This is a genomic window from Actinocorallia sp. API 0066 (assembly GCF_020991275.1).
Classification (GTDB): Bacteria; Actinomycetota; Actinomycetes; order Streptosporangiales; family Streptosporangiaceae; genus Actinocorallia.
The window spans coordinates 1-19,008 of sequence record NZ_JAJLQY010000020.1 but is presented as its reverse complement, the minus strand read 5'-3'; the positions used below and the strand labels follow the sequence as shown (position 1 = coordinate 19,008).

Sequence of the window (19,008 nt, the reverse complement as noted above, 5' to 3'; positions counted from 1 at the left end):
CGGTTCCGTGACGGCCCTCGCGGGCGGGGTCAGGCCGGGGTGAGGAGGGCGGCGGAGCCGTAGGAGCCGCCGAAGCCTGTGACGAGGGCGGGGCCCGAGCCGGCGCGGACCTGGCGGACGGCCTCGGCGGTGTTGTTGAGGCCGTGTACGTAGCCCTCCGAGAGCAGGCCGCCGTGGGGGTTGACGCGTGCCAGGGCCTCGTCCAGGCCGTCCGCGAGGTCCTCGCGCGCGAGGAGGCCGTAATCCTCCAGTTGGCGGGGGACGAGCCAGCTGTAGGCGTCGTAGAGGAGCGCGACGTCCACGTCCGAGGGCTTCATGCCCGCGGCGGCGTAGAGAGGTTCCGCCAGGTAGTGGCCGGAGAGGCGGGTGACGTCCTCGGCGCGGTCCATCGTGGAGCAGCCGGGGCCGCCGCCGCGCACCACCGCGCGGATCAGCGGCGCGCCCGGACGGGGTGCGGTGACGACGAGGGCGCAGGCGGCGTCCGTCTCCTGGCAGCAGTCGGCGCGGCGCAGCGGCGCGGCGATCACCGGCTCCGCCAGGTACTCGGCGTGGCTCATCGGCTTGCGCACCAGCGCGCGCGGGTTCGCCAGGGCGTTGCTCCGTGAGCGCCTGACCACGCTGGAGAGATGGGTTTCGGTCAGGCCCCTGTCGTGCAGGTAGCGCTGGGCGGCGAGCGCGAACTGGTGGACGGGCCCCGCCATGCCGTACGGGTGGGTGAACTGCTCCTCGGCCCCCTCGCCGAGCTTCAGGCCGAGCGCGTTCATCCGCTGGCCGGAGCGGCCGTTGAGCGCGCGGTACACCAGCACCGAGCGGGCGACGCCGGACGCGACCAGCATCGCCGCGTCCCCGAGGATCGACGCGCACTGGGTGCCGCCGCCGTAGATCTCGTTGTGCCAGCCGATTTCGGCCATGCCAAGCGCGCGCGCTACATACAGCACGGGAGCCGAGTCGTTCAGGTGGTAGCTGAGGATCGCGTCCGGCTTTTCGAGACCGGCCTCGGCCAGCGCGGCGCGCGCGGCGGTGAGGGCGAGCGCGAGCGGCGTGGTGCCCGACGCCCGGCTGATCGCCGACATGCCGACGCCCGAGACCGCCGCTTTGTCGGCGAACGCCTGCCGGGCCGTGCTTGTCGGGGCACTGGCAGCGCTTCTCGGGAGAGCGTGCCGGGCCGTCATGAGACGCCGTCCGCGCCGGAAGGGGCGCGATCCATCCCGCGCGGACGGCGGGCCCGGTACCGGGAGAGCTCCGCGATCACCTGGAAGAACAGTCCCGGGGGCATGGGGCAAAACTAACGTGAAACCGCTTCTGAGGCAAGCGCTTGCTTGGGCACTTTGAGCTTTTTCCGCCTTCGGCCTGAAAGGTAACGGTTGAATCTCGGACACTTGACGCGGCGCCCGAGCTCCGGCTGTGATGCGTGGGAGCGCTCCCACAGACACCCCACATCCCCACCCCCGGGAGGAACACCCCCATGAAGCTCAGCCGTAAGACCGCCGCCCTCGCGGCCGTCCTCGCCGGCGTGCTCGCCGCGGGATCGGCCTGCGGCGCCGACGACGACGGCGGATCCGGCCGGATCACGCTGGTCGTGGACACCTTCGGCTCCTTCGGTTACGAGGAGCTGTTCACCCAGTACGAGAAGGACAACCCCGGCGTCAAGATCGAACACCGCAACGAGAAGGAGCACGAGAAGGTCTACGTGCCGAAGCTGCTCCAGTACCTGGAGGCGGGCAGCGGCGCGGGCGACGTCGTCGCGCTGGAGGAGGGCATCCTCACCAGCCTGCGCGGCCAGGCCGACCGGTTCGTCGACCTCGCCGACCACGGCGGCGCGGCGCTGGAGTCCGACTTCATCAAGTGGAAGTGGGACCTGGGCAAGAGCGTCGACGGGTCGAGCCTGATGGCGCTCGGCACCGACGTCGGCAGCCTCGCCCTGTGCTACCGGACCGACCTGTTCGCCAAGGCCGGGCTGCCCACCGACCGGGCCGAGGTCGGCAGGCTGTGGCCGACCTGGGCCGACTACGTGGCCACCGGCGAGAGGTTCCAGGCGAAGGTGTCCGGCACCAGGTTCGTCGACGGGCCCGCCGCGCTGTTCAACGCGATCCTGTCGCAGGAGGCGCCGAAGCACGGCAACTACACGTACTTCGACACGTCCGAGAACTACGTCGCGGACAAGAACCCGGCCGTGAAGACGGCGTTCGACCTGGTGAACTCGCTGAAGGCCAAGAACCTGTCGTCCGGGCTGAAGAGCTTCACGCCCGAATGGCAGACCGGCTTCAAGAAGGACTCCTTCGCCACCATGGCCTGCCCGGCCTGGATGCTCGGCGTCATCAAGGAGAACAGCGGCGACGCGTACGCCGACAAGTGGGACGTCGCGGCGGTTCCGGGCGGCGGCGGCAACTGGGGCGGCTCCTACCTCGCCGTGCCGAAGCAGTCGAAGCACCCGGAGGAGGCCGCGGAACTCGCCAAGTTCCTGACCGGCCCGCAGTCCCAGATCGCCGCGTTCAAGGCCGTCAACGCGCTGCCGACCTCACCGCAGGCACTCGCCGACCCGCAGGTCGCCCAGGCCGTCAACGGGTACTTCAACGACGCGCCCGTCGGCGAGATCTTCGCGGCCGGTGCCAGCTCGCTCCAGCCGGTCCGGCTCGGCGTGAAGAACGTCGAGGTCAGGACGGTCTTCGAGGACGTTCTCATCGCCATCGGCCAGGGCAAGCTCACGCCCGCCGAGGGGTGGACCAAGGCCGTCGAGGACGGCCGCGACAAGGCCGAGTAACCCGCCCCCGAACGGACGGCGTCGCCCCCACTCCCCGCGTCACCGGGGCGGCGCCGTCCGCCATGTCCGCGAAAGGCACCCACGATGAAGCAGAACCGGCCCCTGGCACGGGCCGTCACCTGGTTCGACCTGAAAGCCGCGCCTTACGTCCTGATCTCCCCGTACTTCCTGCTGTTCGCCGTCTTCGGCCTGTTCCCCCTGGGTTTCACCGTGTGGGTCTCCCTGCACGACTGGGAGCTGGCGGGCGACCGCGCGTGGCTCGGGTTCACGAACTACACCGAGCTGCTCGTGGACGCCGACTTCTGGAACGCGGTCGTCAACACGCTCGGCATGTTCGTGCTGGCGACGATCCCGCAGCTGCTCCTGGCCCTCGTGCTGGCGAACGCGCTGAACAAGCGGATGCGGTTCCGGCTGCTGTACCGGCTCGGCGTCCTCGTCCCGATGGTCACCTCGATCGTCGCGGTGGCCGTGGTGTTCGGCCAGCTCTTCGCCCGCGACCACGGCGCGTTCAACTGGCTGCTCGGCACCGACGGCCTCGACTGGCAGGCCGACAAGCTCACCTCCTGGACGGCCATCTCCGTGATGGTCGACTGGCGCTGGACGGGCTACAACGCGCTCATCTACCTGGCCGCGATGCAGGCGATCCCACGCGACCTGTACGAGGCCGCCGCCATCGACGGGGCCTCGCCGCGCCGCCAGTTCTGGCGGATCACCGTGCCGATGCTGCGGCCCGCGATCATCTTCACCGCGCTGACCTCGACCATCGGCGGGCTCTCGCTGTTCACCGAGCCCGTCATGTTCGCCCAGGGCGACGTCGGCGGCGGCTCGCTCGGCCAGTTCCAGACCGTCGCGATGTACATGTACGAATCCGCGTTCCGCGACCGCGACTACGGCTACGCCTCGGCCGTCGCCTGGATGCTCTTCCTCCTCATCCTGCTCGTCTCCCTCGTCAGCTTCCTGTTCACCCGCCGGATCGGGGGCACCAAGTGAACGACTCCCTGCCCCGCGCCACCCTGCTCACCCGCGTGATGCTCGCCGCCGCGCTCGTGCTCTCGGCGTTCCCCATCTACTGGATGTTCGTCATCGCCACCCGTGGCAACGACGTCGTCGGCCAGGTGCCGCCGCCGCTGCTTCCCGGCGGCGACCTCGGCGACAACCTGGAACGGCTGTGGGCCACCAAGGACGCCAACTTCCTGCTGGGGCTCACCAACTCGGCGATCGTGGCCTCGACGGTGACGGTGTCCGTGGTCCTGCTGAGCAGTCTTGCCGGATTCGCGTTCGCCAAACTCCGGTTCCGCGGACGGAACCCGCTGCTCGTGCTCGTGCTGCTGACGATGGCCGTGCCGCTCCAGCAGATGGGCATCATCCCGCTCTACATCATGATGGTGAAGCTCGGCTGGGCCGGCGAGCTCAAAGCCGTCATCCTGCCCTTCCTGGTCAACGCGTTCGGCGTGTTCTTCATGCGCCAGTACGTCGAGCAGGCCATCCCCGACGAGCTCATCGAGGCGGCGCGCGTCGACGGCTGCTCCACCCTGCGCATCTACTGGAGCATCGTGTTCCCCGCGCTGCGGCCCGCGATCGCCGTGCTCGGCCTGCTCACCTTCATGCAGACCTGGAACGAGTTCATCTGGCCGATGGTCGTGCTGACGCCGTCCAACCCGACCGTCCAGCTCTCGCTGTCGGCCCTCAACGGCGCGCACTTCCAGGACTACACCCTCGTGTTCACCGGGACCGCGCTCTCCACCGTCCCGCTCATCGTGATCTTTGTACTGTTCGGCCGGCAGATCGTCGGCGGCATCATGGAAGGAGCCGTGAAGTAATGACCACTCGGGGGTTCCCTGAGGGCTTCGCCTGGGGGACGGCCACCGCCGCCTACCAGATCGAGGGCTCCGTCACCGCTGACGGCCGCGGCGCGTCCATCTGGGACACGTTCGCGCACACGCCCGGCAAGGTCCTGAACGGTGAGACGGGCGACGTGGCCGTCGACCACTATGCCCGGTACGCGCAGGACGTCGCGCTGATGGGCGATCTCGGGCTCAACGCCTACCGGTTCTCGCTCTCGTGGCCGCGCATCCAGCCGGGCGGGCGCGGCGTCAACGGCGCCGGGCTCGACTTCTACAAGCGGCTCGTGGACGCGCTTCTGTCGCGTGGGATCACCCCGTACGCGACGCTCTACCACTGGGACCTGCCTCAGGAGCTCCAGGACGCCGGAGGCTGGCCCGAGCGGGAGACGGCCTACCGGTTCGCGGAGTACGCGGCGGTCGTCCACGAGGCGCTCGGCGACAGGATCAAGCACTGGATGACGGTGAACGAGCCCTGGTGCGCCGCCTACCTGGGGTACGGCTCGGGGGACCACGCGCCCGGGCTGCGGTCGCCGGAGCTGGCCGTGCGGGCCGCGCACCACCTGCTGCTCGCGCACGGGCTGGCCGCGCCGGCGCTCTCCGGGAACGGCGGGCTCGTCGGGGCGGCGCCCAACCTGTACGCGGTGACGGCCCTGACGGATTCCGACGCCGACCTGGAAGCCGCGCGGCGGATCGACGGGCTCCAGAACCGGTTCTTCCTGGACGCGTTGCTACGAGGCGCCTACCCGGAGGACGTCGTAGCGGACCTCTCGCCTTACGGGTTCGCCGACGCCGTCAAGCCGGGCGACCTCGATCTCATCGGAGGGCCGTTGGACTTCCTCGGCGTCAACTACTACTCGCGGCACACGGTGACCGTCGCGGAAGGGGCCTCGGGCGTCGTCGCGACGTCGCCGTTCGCGGGGTCCTCGCCGTGGCCGGGGGCCGAGCACGTCGCGTTCGTCAACGCCGGACGGCCGGTCACCGACATGGGCTGGGAGGTGGACCCGGAGGGACTGCGCGAGATCCTCCTCCGGATCGCCAAGGAGTACCCGCCCGTCCCGCTCTACATCACCGAGAACGGGGCCGCCTACGTCGACGAGGTCGTGGCCGGGGCCGTGGACGACGAGGAGCGGCGCGCCTACCTGGAGGCGCACCTGGCCGCCTGCCACGACGCGATCGCCGCGGGCGTCCCGCTCAGGGGGTACTTCGCGTGGTCGTTCCTCGACAACTTCGAGTGGGGCTGGGGGTACGGGAAGCGGTTCGGGCTCGTCCACGTGGACTACGCCACCCAGGTCCGCACCCCGAAAGCCAGCGCCCGCTGGTACGGGCGGGCGGCCCGGCACAATGGACTGTCGTGAGCAGACAGCGTCCCACCCTGGAGGCGGTGGCCGCGCGCGCGGGCGTCGGCCGCGGCACCGTCTCCAGGGTGATCAACGGTTCCCCCAAGGTCAGCCCACAGGCGAAGGAGGCGGTGCTCAGGGCGATCGAGGAACTCGGCTACGTGCCCAACCCGGCGGCGCGCACCCTCGTCACCCGGCGCACCGACACCGTCGCGCTCGTGGTGTCCGAGTCGGAGGAGCGGGTCTGGGGCGAGCCGTTCTTCGCCGGGATCATTCGAGGGATCAGCTCCGGGCTCGCCGAGACGGGCCTCCAGTTGCTGCTCGCGATGGCGCAGACCCCGGCCGACCGCGAGCGCCTCACCCGCTACCTCACCGGCCAGCACGTCGACGGCGCGCTGCTGCTGTCGCTGCACGGAGACGACCCGCTGCCCCGGCACCTGGAGGAACGCGGCCTGCCGACGGTCAGGGCGGGCACCGCGCCCGGCCAGACGCCCGTCGCCTACGTGGACGCCGACAACCGGGGCGGCGCGCGGCTCGCCGTCGAACACCTGCTGGCGCGCGGCAGGTCGCGGATCGTGACGATCGCGGGCCCCCAGGACATGGGCGTGGGCGTGGACCGTCTGGAGGGCTACCGGGAGGCTCTCGGCGCTTCCGGAGACGTCGCCTACGGGGACTTCTCCGAGGAGAGCGGGGCCGCCGCCATGCGCGACCTGCTGGCGCGGGCGCCGGATCTGGACGCCGTGTACGCGGCGTCCGACCCGATGGCGATCGGCGCGATGGGGGAGCTGCGCAAGGCGGGCCGTTCGATACCGGGGGACGTCGCCGTGGTCGGGTTCGACGACTCGGCGTCGGCCCGGCTGACGGTGCCGCCGCTGACGTCGGTGCACCAGCCCGTCGAGGAAATGGGACGTGCCATGGCGGAGCTTCTTCTCGCCCGAATCCAGGGGCGTGAGCTCGCCGAACCCGGGGTCATCCTGGACACCCGTCTTGTGGTGCGGGAATCCAGCTGAGGGGTGTTCGCCCAGGTAAACAAGGGAATTCCTACTCGACATATAGGCTTTACCTTTGAGCAAAACTTCATCCGGATCTTCTTGGGTTACGCGTAATTTGGGCCTATCCTCGCGTGGCATGTTCCAAAAAACCTCCGCCTCTCGTGCAACCTTCGGTCAAGCTCAGGTGTCCGGATTTGTGAGCGAGGCGCGGCGGCCCGTTTTTGTCGGAGGATGCCCCCGCTCGGGCACCACACTCCTGCGCAGCATGCTCAACGCGCACCCCGAGCTGGCCATCCCCCACGAGACCTACTTTGTGGTCCCCGCCTGGCGCCGCCGCGACGCCTTCGGCGACCTCACCGACGAGCGCGCCCGCCGCGCCGTCGCCCGCTGGATCGTGGAAACCCCCAAGACCCGGTACCCCAGGCTCTCGCTGACCGAGGACGAGTTGTCCGACGCGCTCGCCGCCGCCCCGCCCACCGTCGGCTCGATGATGGCCGCCGCCTTCGCCGCCTCGGCCGCCAAGCAGGGCAAACCCCGCTGGGGAGACAAAAGGCCGTCCTACATCACCAACATGAACGCGGTGTACGGCTTCTTCCCCAATGCCCAGTTCGTCAACATCATCCGGGACCCGCGCGCGGCGATCGCCTCGATGCAGCGGATCGGCTGGAGCTGGGGCGGCCTGCCGTCCGCCACCGAGATGTGGACGCGCTCCCTCAGCTCCGCCGACACCTGGCGCCGCCGCCTCGGCCCTGACCAGTACTTCAGCATCTACTACGAGGACCTCGTCACCCACCCCGAGGCCGTCGTGGACCAGCTCATCGCCTTCCTCGGGCTCGACCCGTCCGGCCGTGGCGCGATGCTGCACCACCACGAGGCCAAGGACATCCCCACCGGCACGCCCTTCACCGAGGTCGCCAAACCCGTCAACACCGACGCCGTACGCACCTGGGAGAAGGAGCTCACCCCCGAGGACCTGGCCTTCATCGACCACGTCGCGGGCTCTCTGATGGCCGCCCACGGCTACGAGCTGTCCCACCCCGCCGGAGCCCGCCCGGACAAGGAGAAACTCCGCAAACTCCGCAAGATCCGCAACCGCCGCCTCAGCGAGATCCGCAAACGCCAGGCCGTCGACCTCAAACGCAGGTTCACCTACCGAACCCCCACCGCCTCCCGCCTCCACCTCGCTCCCCCTGAACCCCCGCCCCACCAGCCCTAGCCCCCAGGGGCCTCCCCGCTGGGAGCCCCCGTGGCCGGTCGGCGCGGGCCGTGCCGGGCGGCTGCGGCGGTCCGGGTGGGCTGTGGTGGGTCATTCGAGTGGGCTGAAGAGGTCGACGCCGTTGCCGTCGGGGTCGTGGACGATGGCGTAGCGCTGGCCCCAGGGGGCGTTCCACGGCTCCTTGCCGGAGTGGCCGGCGGCGGCGAGTTCGGCGTAGGCGGCGTCGACCTCGGCTGGCGAGTCGAAGGCGAAGGCGAGGCTGACCCGCGCCGAGCCCTCTGGGGGCGTCCAGTCGGGGTCGAAGCCCCTGATGACGTCGACGGTGTCCCAGGCGAGCCGTAGCCCGCCCGGAAGCACCGTTTCGACGTGCGGCTGCGCGTCGGCGTCGGCCGGGAACTCCAGGCCAAGCGCGCGGTAGAAGGCCAGCGACGCCGCCATGTCGGCCACCACCAGCCCCACAAGATCAAGTCGAGCGTTCATACCCCCGACGTTAGGCCACACCACTGACACTTTCCGGAAGGCCCGCCCCGGGGCCGCGCAAGCGCCCCCGGGGCAGGACAAGCGTGTCAGCGGGTGGTGTAGGGGAGGCCGAGGTTGAGGGGGAGGAGGTTGAGGAGGGGGAGGCGGACCAGCTGGGGGTCGTGGTCGCTGGCCTGGTCGGCGAACTCCGCGTTGATGTGGAGCATGCCGTACTGGACGGTGCGGATGGACGGGCTCACGAGGATGTGGTCCAGGGCCTGGGAGTTGCCGTCGAAGACGTAGCTGTAGCGCTCGTTCTTCGGGAGCGTCGTGATGAGCGGCTTGAGGTCCTTGCCGTTGCCGGTGAGGGCGTCCATCGCGGGCGCGAACTGGTAGTCGTTGATGTCGCCCAGCACGACGACCTCGGCCCAGCCGTCGCTCGCCTTGGACAGCGCCCGGACGAACGCGTTGACCTCCTGCGCCTGCTGCAGGCGCTGTGTCTCCGAGGAGCGCACCGGCGGCTGGTTGCGGCCGTGCAGGGGCTGGTCGCCGCCCTTGGAGTTGAAGTGGTTCGCGACGACGAACAGCTTGCGGCCCCGGAAGTCGAACTCGCCGACGAGCGGCTTGCGGCTGCTCCGCCACGCGGCGCCGCCCGGGTTGATCCGGCCCGGCGACGCCGACAGCGCGACGTCCCACGGCCACTTGCCCTTGACGACCTGGACGGACGTCGTCGAGTCGCCGCCGGGGCGGTCCACGAACTTGACGCCGCGCTCGGGGTTGAACAGGAACACCTGGCGGATGTTGCCGCCGGGCGCGCCGCCGTCCTGGTCGTCCACCGGGTCGATCTGCCGCCACTGGTAGGCGGGGCCGCCCGCGGCCCTGATGGCGGCGGTGAACCTCGTGAGGGTCTGCTCGGCGGAGACGACGGGGTCGGACGTGGTGAGGGCGCCGTTGTCGTCCTGGATCTCCTCCAGGGCGATGATCTCGGGAGAGCCCAGGTTCGTCACGACGCCCTCGGCGAGGCGGGCGAACTTCGCGTCGTCGTCGATGGCGGCGAGGTTCTCGACGTTGTACGTGGCGACGCCGACGGTCGTGCTCTTGGCCGGAAGCGGGGCGACGGCCTGGCGACGGATCCCGCCGTCCTTCTCCGTGCCGACAGCCGACGCGTAGAGGGTGTATCCGCCGAAGTTCTGGTAGTGCAGCGGGCCCGAAGTGGTGCCCAGGAGGGTGTCGCCCACGTCGAGCTTGGGCGCCTCGCCCAGGGTGTGGATCTGGAGGCGGCCGCCGTTCGGGTCGTCGTAGGCGGTGTAGACGGTGCCGCCGCGTGGGCTCGGGTTCTCCTTGGGCCGGGTCTGCACCCAGAACTCGCGGTACTGGGTCGTCGCGCCGACCACCCTCACGTCCGCGACGGACACGAGCATGCCTTCGCGGGCCTCCAGCCAGTCCAGGGTGGTGCTCCCCGGCTGGAGGTCGAGGGTCTCCAGGTCGCCGGCGGCCGAGAAGCGCGTAGGCAGCCTGACCGGTACCGGCGCGGGCAGCGGGTTGCCGGAGGACAGGACGCTGAACAGCGGCGCCTCCAGCTCGGTGAGGGTCTGGTTGGCGGCGCTGCTCGGCCGGTACTCCTTGACCGTCCCGGTGACGAGCACGGAGTCGCCCGCCGCGACGGCCGGGCGGGATCCGGTGTAGACGAACAGGCCCTCGCTCGTCGCGTCGTCCGCGTCGGGCTGGGGGTCCTGGATCCAGAAGCCGGACCCGTCGACGGCGGTGACGACGCCCGGCACGCCCTCCACGAGCTTGTCGGCGTAGGGGGAGATGCGGCCCTTGCCCTGGACGTCGCGGATGCGCTTGTCGCCCGGTTCGGTCGGCGGCTTGGGCGGGTCCTTGGGGCCCTCGCCCTTGCTGTTCACCGGGGTGGGCGCCTGCGCGGTGAAGTCGGCGGCGTTGTCGTCGGTGTCGGCGAGAGTGTCGGGACGGGCGGCGGCGAGCGTCGCGGAAAGCGTGGGCGCCGGGGACGTTTCACGTATGACTGCGGTGCCGTAGCCGACGAGGTCCTTGATGGAGGTGTCCGCGGCGCAGTCGGCGGCGGTCTTGCAGGTGAGCGGGGCGGTCCCGGCGACGAGCGCGATGGTGCCCGCGCCCGCCGCCATCGCGATGCCGCCCGTGGCGTCGGCGTCGGGCAGCAGGAGTGAACCGCCGCTTCCGTCCGCCTGCTTCACCAGGTACCGGCCGCCCGGCGCTACGGAGCCGGTGAGCGGGGTGACCTGCCACGTCGCGGTGGCGCTCGGGTTGGCGGGCAGGTACTGGACGCTGTGCCCGGTGACGTCGAACGGCGCGGACCCGGCGTTGGCGAGCTCCACGAAGTCGCTCTTCAGCTGGGCGCCCGCGTTGCCGCCGCCGCCGTAGACCTCGGCGATCACCAGGTCGGCGGACGCCGCGTGCGCGGGCGGCGCGGCCAGCAGCGCGACGGGCACGCTCAGGGCGGCGAGCAGCCAGGCGAACCTGGCGGGCCGTCCGGACGCGGCGAGAGGGGTTGCCACGGATTCTCCTTCGGGGGACGTCGGAGGCGGGGGTTCCCGCGTCAGAATGCTTCGCCGGGACCGTGGGGGATAGTGGCTATTCATCCTGAGAACGCGGAGAGGAATGATCTCTGTCTAGGAGGTTTCCACAATTCCGCACCTCTCATGTCCCGCTTCTTCCAGGAATTCACCGGACGTTCCGCAGGCAACTCCGTGCTGTTCTCCAAGTCACACGTCACACCTCAGCGGGGGAGACGGGCGAGCGCCTCGTCGGCCTCCTTCATGACACGGTCGATGAGTTCGGCGCACGAGGGGAGGTCGTCGATGAGGCCGACGACCTGGCCCGACGCCATCACGCCGAGATCCGCCCTGCCGTCCACCATCGCCGCCTTGAGCAGCATCGGGGTGTTCGCCGCCATGAGGACCTGCGCCCAGGTCAGTTCGCGGCCGTGCCGCATCCTGCGGCCCTCGCGCAGCATCGCCGCCCACGACAGGCCCGACAGCCGCTTGAAGCGCGCGGCGTTCGCGAGGGCGCGGGCGAACCCGGTGGCGCGGCCCGCCGACTCCAGCCGGGTGACGAGATCGGAGGTGAGGACGCGGTGCGGCACCCCGTCCACCCGCGTCGTCACCACGGTGTCGCGCACGCCCTTGCCGAGGTAGACGCGCTTGACCTCGTCGCCGACGGGCGAATCGGACGTCAGCAGGAACCGCGTGCCCATCGCCACCCCTGCCGCCCCGTAGGACAGCGCGGCGACGAGCCCGCGCCCGTCGAAGAACCCGCCCGCCGCGATGACCGGGATGTCCACCGCGTCGACCACGTCGGGCAGCAGCACGGTGGTCGGGACGGGGCCGGTGTGCCCGCCCCCCTCGCCGCCCTGCACGATGACCGCGTCGGCCCCCCACGCGGCGACCTTCTCCGCGTGCCGCCGCGCCCCGATCGAGGGCATGACGACGACGCCCGCGTCCTTGAGCGTGCCGATGAGCCGCTGCGAGGGGGCGAGCGCGAACGACGCCACCCGCACCCCTTCGGCGATCATCAGCCGGACCCGTTCCTCCGCGTCGTCGGCGTCCGAGCGGATGTTCACCCCGAACGGCGCGTCCGTCCGCTCCTTCACGCTCCGGATGGCCCTCCCCATCTCCTCCAACGTCATGGTCGAGGCCGCGACGATCCCGAGCCCTCCGGCCGCCGACGTCGCCGCCGCCAGCCGAGCCCCCGCCACGTACCCCATCCCCGTCTGCACGATCGGACACCGAACCCCCACCAACTCGGTGAACGCCGTCCGCATCCCCGCCCCCACGGGCGAGCCGCTGTCGGTGGCGGGTGTGGTGTCGGGGGTCATGGGCGGACCTCGCGGTCGCGGAGGGCCTTGGGGTCGAGGGTGGTGCGGATGAGGTGGAGTTCTTCGGGGGTGGGGAGGCGGGTTTCGGGGACTTCGTCGGGGAGGGTCAGGGGGAAGCCGGTGGCTTCGACGACCTCCGGGACGGTGACGCCGGGGTGGACGGAGCGGAGGCGCATGCGGCCTTCCGGGGTGGCGAAGTCCAGGACGGCGAGGTTGGTGACGACGCCGCGGAGCTGGAACGCGCCCCGGTCGGTGCCCACGCCGGACACGTAGTCCACCTTCTCCACGAACACGCGCGGAGAGTGGCGGGGGATCCAGAAGCTCGTCGGGTTCAGCCGGGTGTTGCCGGGCGCCCCGCGCGAGCCGAGCAGTTGTGACTTCGGTCGATCCGCCTCCCCGATGTGACTGATGTTGCAGTTGCCGAACGCGTCGATCTGCGACGGGCCGAGCCACACGTGCCGCCGTCCGTTGAGCACCAGCCACAGGTGCTCGCGGAACGGCAGCCAGCCCTCGATCTCGCCCGCCGGAGCGCCCAGCGGGACGGGCTCCGCCGTCAGGTGCGGCCCGCCGTCCGTGGTGAGCAGCCCCGGTTCGAACGTCGCCCGCGCCAGCCGCGCCCCCAGCGCCGGCGTCATCCCCGCGACGGCCGCCGCCACGATCTCGCCGTCGCCCCGGAACATCTCCGCGCACGCCACGGCGCACACTTCCGCACGGGTGACACTGACCTCACCTGTCACGACACCGGTCCCGGCCATCACGCTCTCCTTCCCGCTCACTGCTCGTCGCGCCAGGTGCGGACGGCGGCCTGGTAGGCGGCCTCGTCGCCGTCGAGGAAGCGGGCGCGGAAGGCGGCCCAGCCCTCGGGGGTGGCGGCGGCCTCGACGTAGTGGCGCTGGAACGCCTCGTCCCGCCTGTCGTCGTCGCCCGTCGTGAAGTGGGAGCCGTTCGGCGTCTCCACCACGCCCGCCACCTGGGCGCGGCTCACCAGGAGCGCCTGGACGGGCCCCTCCTTGAGCAGGTCGCCGGTGTCCACGAGCTTCTCGCAGCTGACGTAAGCGCGGTCGGCCGCTTTGGTGTACAGGTCGTCGAAGTAGGGGTCGCCGCCGAGGTAGAGGGCGTTGCCGCGCGCGTCGGCCCGCTGGAGGTGCACGAACGCGACGTCCATCCTCAACGCGGGCACGGCGATGAGCTCCTCGCCGCCGTAGGGGTCGGTCACCGTCTTCAACGCGGGGTTCTTCATCTGGACGTCCGAGCCGAGGCCCGCAGGGGTCGGCAGGAAGGGCAGCCCGTGCGCGGCGGCGTACAGGCCGAACATGAACATGCCCTCGTCGTACTCCTCGAACTCGATGGCGCCGTTCTGCCTGGCCTGCCTGAAGTGCGGCTCCAGCGCGACCGAGTCCAGCGTGGCGAATGGCGCGACCAGCTTCCGGATCTTCCCGGCCGCGCACAGCAGACCCACGTCAGCGCCCCCGTAGGAGATCACCGTGAGGTCCCGCACGGGCGTGTTGCACAGCGCGCGCACGAGCGCCATCGGCTTGCGGCGTGAGCCCCAGCCGCCGATGCCGAGGGTCATGCCGCTCTCCACCGAGCCGACGATCTCCTCGACCGTCATGAGCCGTCCCATCAGCGCTCCCCGGAGACGAACGCGTCGCGGTGCTCGTCGCCCGCGCCCGCGAGGTTGAGTTCGAAGGTGAACCCCTGCTCGAACCGGTAGGACCGCTTGACGTCCACCGGGTCGATGCCGTTCAGGGACTCCTTGGCCCGCCGGATCACCAGCGGGTCCTTCTCGGCGATCTGCCCTGCGACCTCCAGGGCGGCTTCACGCAGCCGCTCGCGAGGCACGACGGTGTGCACCGAGCCGAAGGCGTGCAGTTGGGCCGCCGTCGCGGTGCGCGCCGTGTAGACCATCGCGCGCATGAGGTGTTGGGGCACGAGCCGTGCCAGGTGGGTAGCCGCGCCGAGCGCTCCCTGGTTCACCTCGGGCAGACCGAAGGTGGCGTCATCGGAGGCGATGATGATGTCGGCGTTGCCGACGAGCCCGATGCCGCCGCCGAGGCAGAACCCGTGCACCGCGGCGATGACGGGGACCTCGCACTCGTAGACCGCCGCGAAGGCCGCGTAGCAGCCCCGGTTGGCCCCCAGCAGCGCCTCGAAGCCCTCGGTGCGCTGCATCTCCTTGATGTCCACGCCCGCGTTGAACCCGCGGCCCTCGGCCCGCAGGACGACGACGCGGGTGCCCGGATCCCGGCCGGCCGCCGTGACGGCGTCGGCGAGGTCGAACCAGCCCCTGACGGTGAGGGCGTTGACCGGAGGCGCGTCCACCACGATCTCGGTGATCCCGGGCGCCGCCGCCTGCTGCGTGATCCCCATGCACATCCCTTGCGAAAGACGACCGCCGCGGAGGCGGGACCTGGTTTTCCTGTGCCGCTGTTCTTCACCTAACGCTTGCTTGGTACCGTAGCACGCGACGACCGAGGAGGGTCAGGGTGAGCGTCGGCACGAGCAGGCACGACTACACGGGACGGGTGGCGCTGGTCACCGGCGGCACGCGGGGGCTCGGCGCGGGCATCGCGCGCGCCTTCGCGGCGGCGGGGGCGGACGTCGTCGTCTGCGCCCGCAAGGACACGGGAGACGCTCCCGGCCACTTCCTACCGTGCGACGTCCGCGACCCCGAGGACGTCGCCCGCCTCATGGACGACATCCGCGCCCGCCACGGCCGCCTGGACGTCGTCGTGAACAACGCGGGAGGCGGACCCTACGTACCCGCCGCGCAGGCGTCGCCCCGCCTTCACCAGCGCGTCATCGAGCTCAACCTGCTGGGCCCCCTGCACATCGCGCAGGCCGCCCACCCCCTGATGGACGAAGGCGCGATCATCATGATCGGCAGCGTCAGCGGGACAAGGCCGTCGCCCGGCACGGCCGCCTACGGGGCGGCCAAGGCGGGCCTGCACCATCTGGCCGCCTGCCTTGCCGCCGAATGGGCGCCCAGGATCCGCGTCAACACCGTTGTGGTGGGCCTCGCCGACAGCGGCGAAGACCAGGCCGACCACTACGGCGGCGCCGAGACACTGCGCGCCATCGAGGCGACGGTGCCCGCCGGACGGCTGGCGAGGCCGGAGGACGTCGCGGCGGCCTGCCTGTTCCTCGCCTCGGCCCCGCACGTCACCGGCGCGTCCCTGACCGTCGACGGAGGCGGCGAACAGGCCGCCTGGCAGTACCTCGTCCAGCGTGCCACCGGGGCCTGAGCGCCCCGGCCACACCGACACACAACCCAGGAGGAGCGAGCGCATGCTCATGGAAGGCCGGGTCGTCATCGTCACCGGGGCCGGGCGCGGGATAGGCCGCGAGCACGCCCTGGAGTTCGCGCGGCAGGGCGCCAGGGTCGTCGTCAACGACCTCGGCACCGCCCTGGACGGCGGAGGGCGCACGAGCGACGTCGCCGAGTCCGTCGTCGCCGAGATCAAGGAGCTGGGAGGCGAGGCCGTCGCCAACGGCGACGACGTGGCGGCCTGGGAGGGCGCAGCCTCGCTCGTCCGCGCCGCGGTCGAGACGTTCGGCCGCCTCGACGTCCTCGTGAACAACGCCGGATTCGTCCGCGACCGGATGCTCGTCTCGATGGGCGAGGCCGAATGGGACGACGTCGTACGCGTCCACCTGAAGGGCCACTTCGCGCCGCTCAGGCACGCCGCCTCCTACTGGCGTGACGAAGCCAAGGCCGGTAGGCGGCCCGACGCGCGCGTCATCAACACGTCCTCGGGGGCGGGACTCCTGGGCTCGATCGGACAGGGCAACTACGGCGCGGCCAAGGGCGGCATCGCCACCCTGACCCTGGTCGCCGCCGCCGAACTCGCCCGCTACGGCGTCACCGTCAACGCGATCGCGCCCGCCGCGCGCACCCGGATGACCGAGGACGTGTTCGCCGACATGATGGCCCGCCCCGAGTCCGGGTTCGACGCCATGCACCCCGGCAACGTCTCGCCTCTCGTCGTCTGGCTGGGCAGCGCCTCTTCAGCGCACATCACGGGACGGGTCTTCGAGGTCGAAGGCGGGGTCATCGGGATCGCCGAGGGGTGGCGGCACGGGCCCCGGCTCGACCGCGGCGCCCGCTGGGACCCCGCCGAGGTCGGCGCCGCCGTCGACGGGCTGCTCGAGGAGGCGGCCAGGCCCGAACCCGTCTACGGCGCCGGATGACGCCTCCTCCAGCCGCTCCCGCAGCGTCCGCACCAGCTCCTCGCTCTGCGCGGTGAGCCTGTCGATCTGCGGGACGGCGAGGTCGTCGCGGACGGTGTCGGCGAGCAGGTCGTCGTACTCGCGGGCGTGCGCGCCGAGATCCTCGAAGCTGCGCGAGGCGCGCAGCGCGGCGTCCGCCTCCCGGGTGCGCCGGGCGTAGCGCTCCAGCGCCTCGACCCGGCGCGTCACCGCGGCGACCGAAAGGTCCAGTTTGGCGCGCTGTGGCTCCAGCGCCGCCGTCACCCGGGCCGCCTCGGCCAGCTCGGCCGTCGCCGACTCCAGCGCCACCGCGTCGCGCCGCAACCGGGTCTGCCGGGCCAGGATCTGCGCGATCTCCCACTCCTGGCGCGGCAGCTCGACCGCGGGGTCCACCCCGTCCAGCAGGCCCTCACGGACGACCTGGGAGCCCGTCACGGTGACCACCGCCCGCTGCGCCCGGACGAGGAGCGCCGCGGCCTCGGCGTCAAAATCCTCGGCCGTCAGGTAGCGGTCGGCGCGGGCGCGCAGCGCGCCGCCCCGCCGCATCTCGTCGAGCAGCCTGCGCGCGCCGAACGCCATGACGATGAGCGGCAGCCCGAGCAGCCACTGCTCGTCCTGGAACAGAAGGCACACCAGCAGACCGAACGCCGCGAGCAGGAACGGCGCCGACCGCGCCGCCGGGCCGCGCCGCGCCACCACCGCGTCCAGCTCGCCGCGCAGATCCGGATCGGCGACGGGCCTGGGCCGCGGCCGCTCCGCGCTATCCCCGACGGCGGGCGACACCAGGGTCCAGTGCGAGGGCACCCGCGTCTCAAAAGCGAAGTCGTCGGGCGCGATCTCCACCTCGGCCGGGCCCGGATCGAGCGGCCACGCGCCGACCGGCTCGTCACCGGACGGGCCCCGGAACACCACCCACCAGCCGCCCTTGCCCTCGGCGCACCGGTAGCGGCCGGGCCGCACGTCGATCCCGACGAAGAACGTACCCGTTCCGGGAATCTCTCCGGCCACGCCGCCCTCCCCGCTGCGCTCGTCCCCCAAACCGGCGTCAACGCCACATCTACCCATGACGGGGGGATCTATGACGCCGAAACGGCGAATACTGCGGTTCCGGAGCGCGTGTCGCGGTCAGCCCGCGCGCAGCACGTACAGCGCGTAGGCGGCGAGCGTCACCCCGTCCACCACCGTGCCGTCGCGCAGCATCGCCTCGAAGTCGGCCCGCGCGAACCACCGGTGCGCCATCTCCTGCTCGGTCGCCTCCCTGGCGTGCTCACCGTGGGTGAGGCCCGTCGCCAGATACACGTCGCACGTCTGGCTGGTGAGGCCGGGCGCGATGGCGATGCTGCCGAGCAGGTCCACCGAGCGCGCGCGCAGGCCCGTCTCCTCCGCGAGCTCGGCCCGCGCCAGGTCCTCGCCGGGCGGACCGTCGTGCGGCCAGGTGCCCTGCACGAACTCCCACGACCTGCGGCCCACCGGGTAGCGGAACTGGTCGACGAGGTGGAAGCCGCCGTTCTCGACCGGGATGACGCACGCGCAGGTCGGCTTGTCCACGACCGAGTACAGGCCCGGTGTCCCGTCCGGGTGCACGATGCGGTCCTCGCGCAGGCTCATCCAGGCGTTCCGGTAGATCTCGCGTGAACTCTCTGTCCGCACCCGCCCCATCCTGCCCTAACCTCTTCGCATGATCGACCACCCGCCCGTCGTGCACGACGACCCCTCCGGCGAGCCGCCCTGGGCGATGCAGCTCGCCCTGCGGGCGGAGAAGGCGGACCCGCCCACCCACGAGGCCGTGTGCGAGGCCGCCGCCTCCGCTGTCGTCCACCTGCTTGCCGACGACCGCTTCGCCGACGCCGTGGCGCGCTGGGAGGACGGCCGCATCCGCAAGGTGACGAGGCGGGCGCGCGGGGCCCGGTGGCGTGAAGTGTCGGAGCTGGCCGGGGTGACGGTCGCGCGCGGCGGCGCGGAGGCGCGCGCCTTCCCGCCGGGGCCGGTCACCGAGGTGCCGCCCGGCATCGCCAAGCTCCAGATCGCGGGCACTGACCTCGAACACGGCGCCACCGAGACCCCGCCCCCGCCCTACGCGGCGCTCGTGCACAACCCGGACGCCAAGATGAGCACAGGCAAGGCGGCGGCCCAATCCGGGCACGCCGCCCACCTCCTCTACCGCACCCTCCCGCCCGCCGAACGCGACGCCTGGCTGGCCGCAGGCGCACCCGTCCACCTGCACGACCTGCCCTGGCCCGAAGCCGTCTCCCGCGCCACCGTCCACATCCGCGACGCCGGTTACACCGAGGTGGCCCCCGGCACCATGACGGCCGTCGCCTGGCTCGTCACCAC

At 71.6% G+C, this 19,008-nt stretch carries 17 protein-coding genes; 9 read left to right on the top strand and 8 right to left on the bottom strand.

Annotated elements, in window-relative coordinates:
• Nucleotides 1-29: 29 nt before the first annotated feature.
• The gene (locus tag LO762_RS32010) at nucleotides 30-1,073 is read right to left on the bottom strand and encodes an acetyl-CoA acetyltransferase (protein ID WP_230620057.1); all 1,044 of its coding nucleotides are present in this window, start codon (nucleotides 1,071-1,073) and stop codon (nucleotides 30-32) included.
• A 392-nt stretch (nucleotides 1,074-1,465) separates the two neighbouring features.
• Here LO762_RS32010 and LO762_RS32005 point away from each other — a divergent pair, with 392 nt between their 5' ends.
• From LO762_RS32005 to LO762_RS31980, 6 genes are all read left to right on the top strand, one after another.
• Nucleotides 1,466-2,761, top strand: coding sequence for an ABC transporter substrate-binding protein (locus tag LO762_RS32005; protein ID WP_230620055.1), 1,296 nt, complete (start codon nucleotides 1,466-1,468; stop codon nucleotides 2,759-2,761).
• Between the two features lie 84 nt (nucleotides 2,762-2,845).
• On the top strand, nucleotides 2,846-3,751 hold the full coding sequence (locus tag LO762_RS32000; protein WP_230620054.1) for a carbohydrate ABC transporter permease: 906 nt from the start codon (nucleotides 2,846-2,848) through the stop codon (nucleotides 3,749-3,751).
• Nucleotides 3,748-4,581, top strand: a complete 834-nt coding sequence (locus LO762_RS31995) for a carbohydrate ABC transporter permease (protein WP_374201612.1) — start codon at nucleotides 3,748-3,750, stop codon at nucleotides 4,579-4,581. Before LO762_RS32000 ends, LO762_RS31995 begins: the two co-directional genes overlap by 4 nt.
• Nucleotides 4,581-5,960, top strand: coding sequence for a GH1 family beta-glucosidase (locus LO762_RS31990; protein WP_230620053.1), 1,380 nt, complete (start codon nucleotides 4,581-4,583; stop codon nucleotides 5,958-5,960). Before LO762_RS31995 ends, LO762_RS31990 begins: the two co-directional genes overlap by 1 nt.
• Nucleotides 5,957-6,952, top strand: coding sequence for a LacI family DNA-binding transcriptional regulator (locus tag LO762_RS31985; protein WP_230620052.1), 996 nt, complete (start codon nucleotides 5,957-5,959; stop codon nucleotides 6,950-6,952). Before LO762_RS31990 ends, LO762_RS31985 begins: the two co-directional genes overlap by 4 nt.
• Nucleotides 6,953-7,130: 178 nt before the next feature.
• Entirely contained in the window at nucleotides 7,131-8,150 is a 1,020-nt protein-coding gene (locus tag LO762_RS31980) for a sulfotransferase (protein ID WP_230620051.1), read from the top strand.
• 90 nt (nucleotides 8,151-8,240) lie between these two features.
• On the opposite strand, the gene LO762_RS31975 is transcribed toward LO762_RS31980, so the two are convergent.
• The 6 genes from LO762_RS31975 to LO762_RS31950 form a co-directional block, all read right to left on the bottom strand.
• On the bottom strand, nucleotides 8,241-8,630 hold the full coding sequence (locus LO762_RS31975) for a VOC family protein (protein WP_230620050.1): 390 nt from the start codon (nucleotides 8,628-8,630) through the stop codon (nucleotides 8,241-8,243).
• 86 nt (nucleotides 8,631-8,716) lie between these two features.
• Complete coding sequence (locus LO762_RS31970; RefSeq protein ID WP_230620047.1) at nucleotides 8,717-11,146, bottom strand: lamin tail domain-containing protein; 2,430 nt, start codon at nucleotides 11,144-11,146, stop codon at nucleotides 8,717-8,719.
• 221 nt (nucleotides 11,147-11,367) lie between these two features.
• The gene (locus tag LO762_RS31965) at nucleotides 11,368-12,465 is read right to left on the bottom strand and encodes a nitronate monooxygenase family protein (RefSeq protein WP_255688172.1); all 1,098 of its coding nucleotides are present in this window, start codon (nucleotides 12,463-12,465) and stop codon (nucleotides 11,368-11,370) included.
• Nucleotides 12,462-13,220 carry a CoA-transferase subunit beta gene (locus LO762_RS31960; protein ID WP_230620045.1) on the bottom strand — a complete coding sequence of 253 codons (759 nt, stop codon included), beginning with the start codon at nucleotides 13,218-13,220 and terminating at the stop codon, nucleotides 12,462-12,464. The genes LO762_RS31965 and LO762_RS31960 overlap by 4 nt, the downstream gene beginning before the upstream one ends.
• Before the next feature lie 17 nt (nucleotides 13,221-13,237).
• A complete protein-coding gene (locus LO762_RS31955; RefSeq protein WP_230620043.1) occupies nucleotides 13,238-14,089 on the bottom strand; it encodes a CoA transferase subunit A in 852 nt (283 codons plus the stop codon).
• The gene (locus LO762_RS31950; RefSeq protein ID WP_230620041.1) at nucleotides 14,089-14,835 is read right to left on the bottom strand and encodes an enoyl-CoA hydratase family protein; all 747 of its coding nucleotides are present in this window, start codon (nucleotides 14,833-14,835) and stop codon (nucleotides 14,089-14,091) included. The genes LO762_RS31955 and LO762_RS31950 overlap by 1 nt, the downstream gene beginning before the upstream one ends.
• 116 nt (nucleotides 14,836-14,951) lie before the next feature.
• Here LO762_RS31950 and LO762_RS31945 point away from each other — a divergent pair, with 116 nt between their 5' ends.
• Both LO762_RS31945 and LO762_RS31940 read left to right on the top strand, forming a co-directional pair.
• Complete coding sequence (locus LO762_RS31945; protein WP_230620039.1) at nucleotides 14,952-15,710, top strand: SDR family oxidoreductase; 759 nt, start codon at nucleotides 14,952-14,954, stop codon at nucleotides 15,708-15,710.
• A 43-nt stretch (nucleotides 15,711-15,753) separates the two neighbouring features.
• On the top strand, nucleotides 15,754-16,656 hold the full coding sequence (locus LO762_RS31940) for an SDR family oxidoreductase (RefSeq protein ID WP_230620037.1): 903 nt from the start codon (nucleotides 15,754-15,756) through the stop codon (nucleotides 16,654-16,656).
• Nucleotides 16,657-17,799: 1,143 nt separating this feature from the next.
• Here LO762_RS31940 and LO762_RS31935 read toward each other — a convergent pair.
• A complete protein-coding gene (locus LO762_RS31935) occupies nucleotides 17,800-18,333 on the bottom strand; it encodes an NUDIX hydrolase (RefSeq protein ID WP_230620035.1) in 534 nt (177 codons plus the stop codon).
• A 19-nt stretch (nucleotides 18,334-18,352) separates the two neighbouring features.
• Between LO762_RS31935 and LO762_RS31930 the strand changes: the two genes are divergently transcribed.
• The coding region (locus LO762_RS31930) for a hypothetical protein (RefSeq protein ID WP_230620033.1) at nucleotides 18,353-19,008 on the top strand (656 nt) is incomplete at its 3' end.

Bases quoted from the DNA above. Each gene is read 5' to 3' on its own strand.
- LO762_RS32010 (WP_230620057.1), bottom strand. From the start codon at position 1,073: ATGTCGGCGATCAGCCGGGCGTCGGGCACCACGCCGCTCGCGCTCGCC.
- LO762_RS32005 (WP_230620055.1), top strand. From the start codon at position 1,466: ATGAAGCTCAGCCGTAAGACCGCCGCCCTCGCGGCCGTCCTCGCCGGC.
- LO762_RS32000 (WP_230620054.1), top strand. From the start codon at position 2,846: ATGAAGCAGAACCGGCCCCTGGCACGGGCCGTCACCTGGTTCGACCTG.
- LO762_RS31990 (WP_230620053.1), top strand. From the start codon at position 4,581: ATGACCACTCGGGGGTTCCCTGAGGGCTTCGCCTGGGGGACGGCCACC.
- LO762_RS31975 (WP_230620050.1), bottom strand. From the start codon at position 8,630: ATGAACGCTCGACTTGATCTTGTGGGGCTGGTGGTGGCCGACATGGCG.
- LO762_RS31965 (WP_255688172.1), bottom strand. From the start codon at position 12,465: ATGACCCCCGACACCACACCCGCCACCGACAGCGGCTCGCCCGTGGGG.
- LO762_RS31960 (WP_230620045.1), bottom strand. From the start codon at position 13,220: ATGGCCGGGACCGGTGTCGTGACAGGTGAGGTCAGTGTCACCCGTGCG.
- LO762_RS31955 (WP_230620043.1), bottom strand. From the start codon at position 14,089: ATGGGACGGCTCATGACGGTCGAGGAGATCGTCGGCTCGGTGGAGAGC.
- LO762_RS31950 (WP_230620041.1), bottom strand. From the start codon at position 14,835: ATGGGGATCACGCAGCAGGCGGCGGCGCCCGGGATCACCGAGATCGTG.
- LO762_RS31940 (WP_230620037.1), top strand. From the start codon at position 15,754: ATGCTCATGGAAGGCCGGGTCGTCATCGTCACCGGGGCCGGGCGCGGG.
- LO762_RS31935 (WP_230620035.1), bottom strand. From the start codon at position 18,333: ATGGGGCGGGTGCGGACAGAGAGTTCACGCGAGATCTACCGGAACGCC.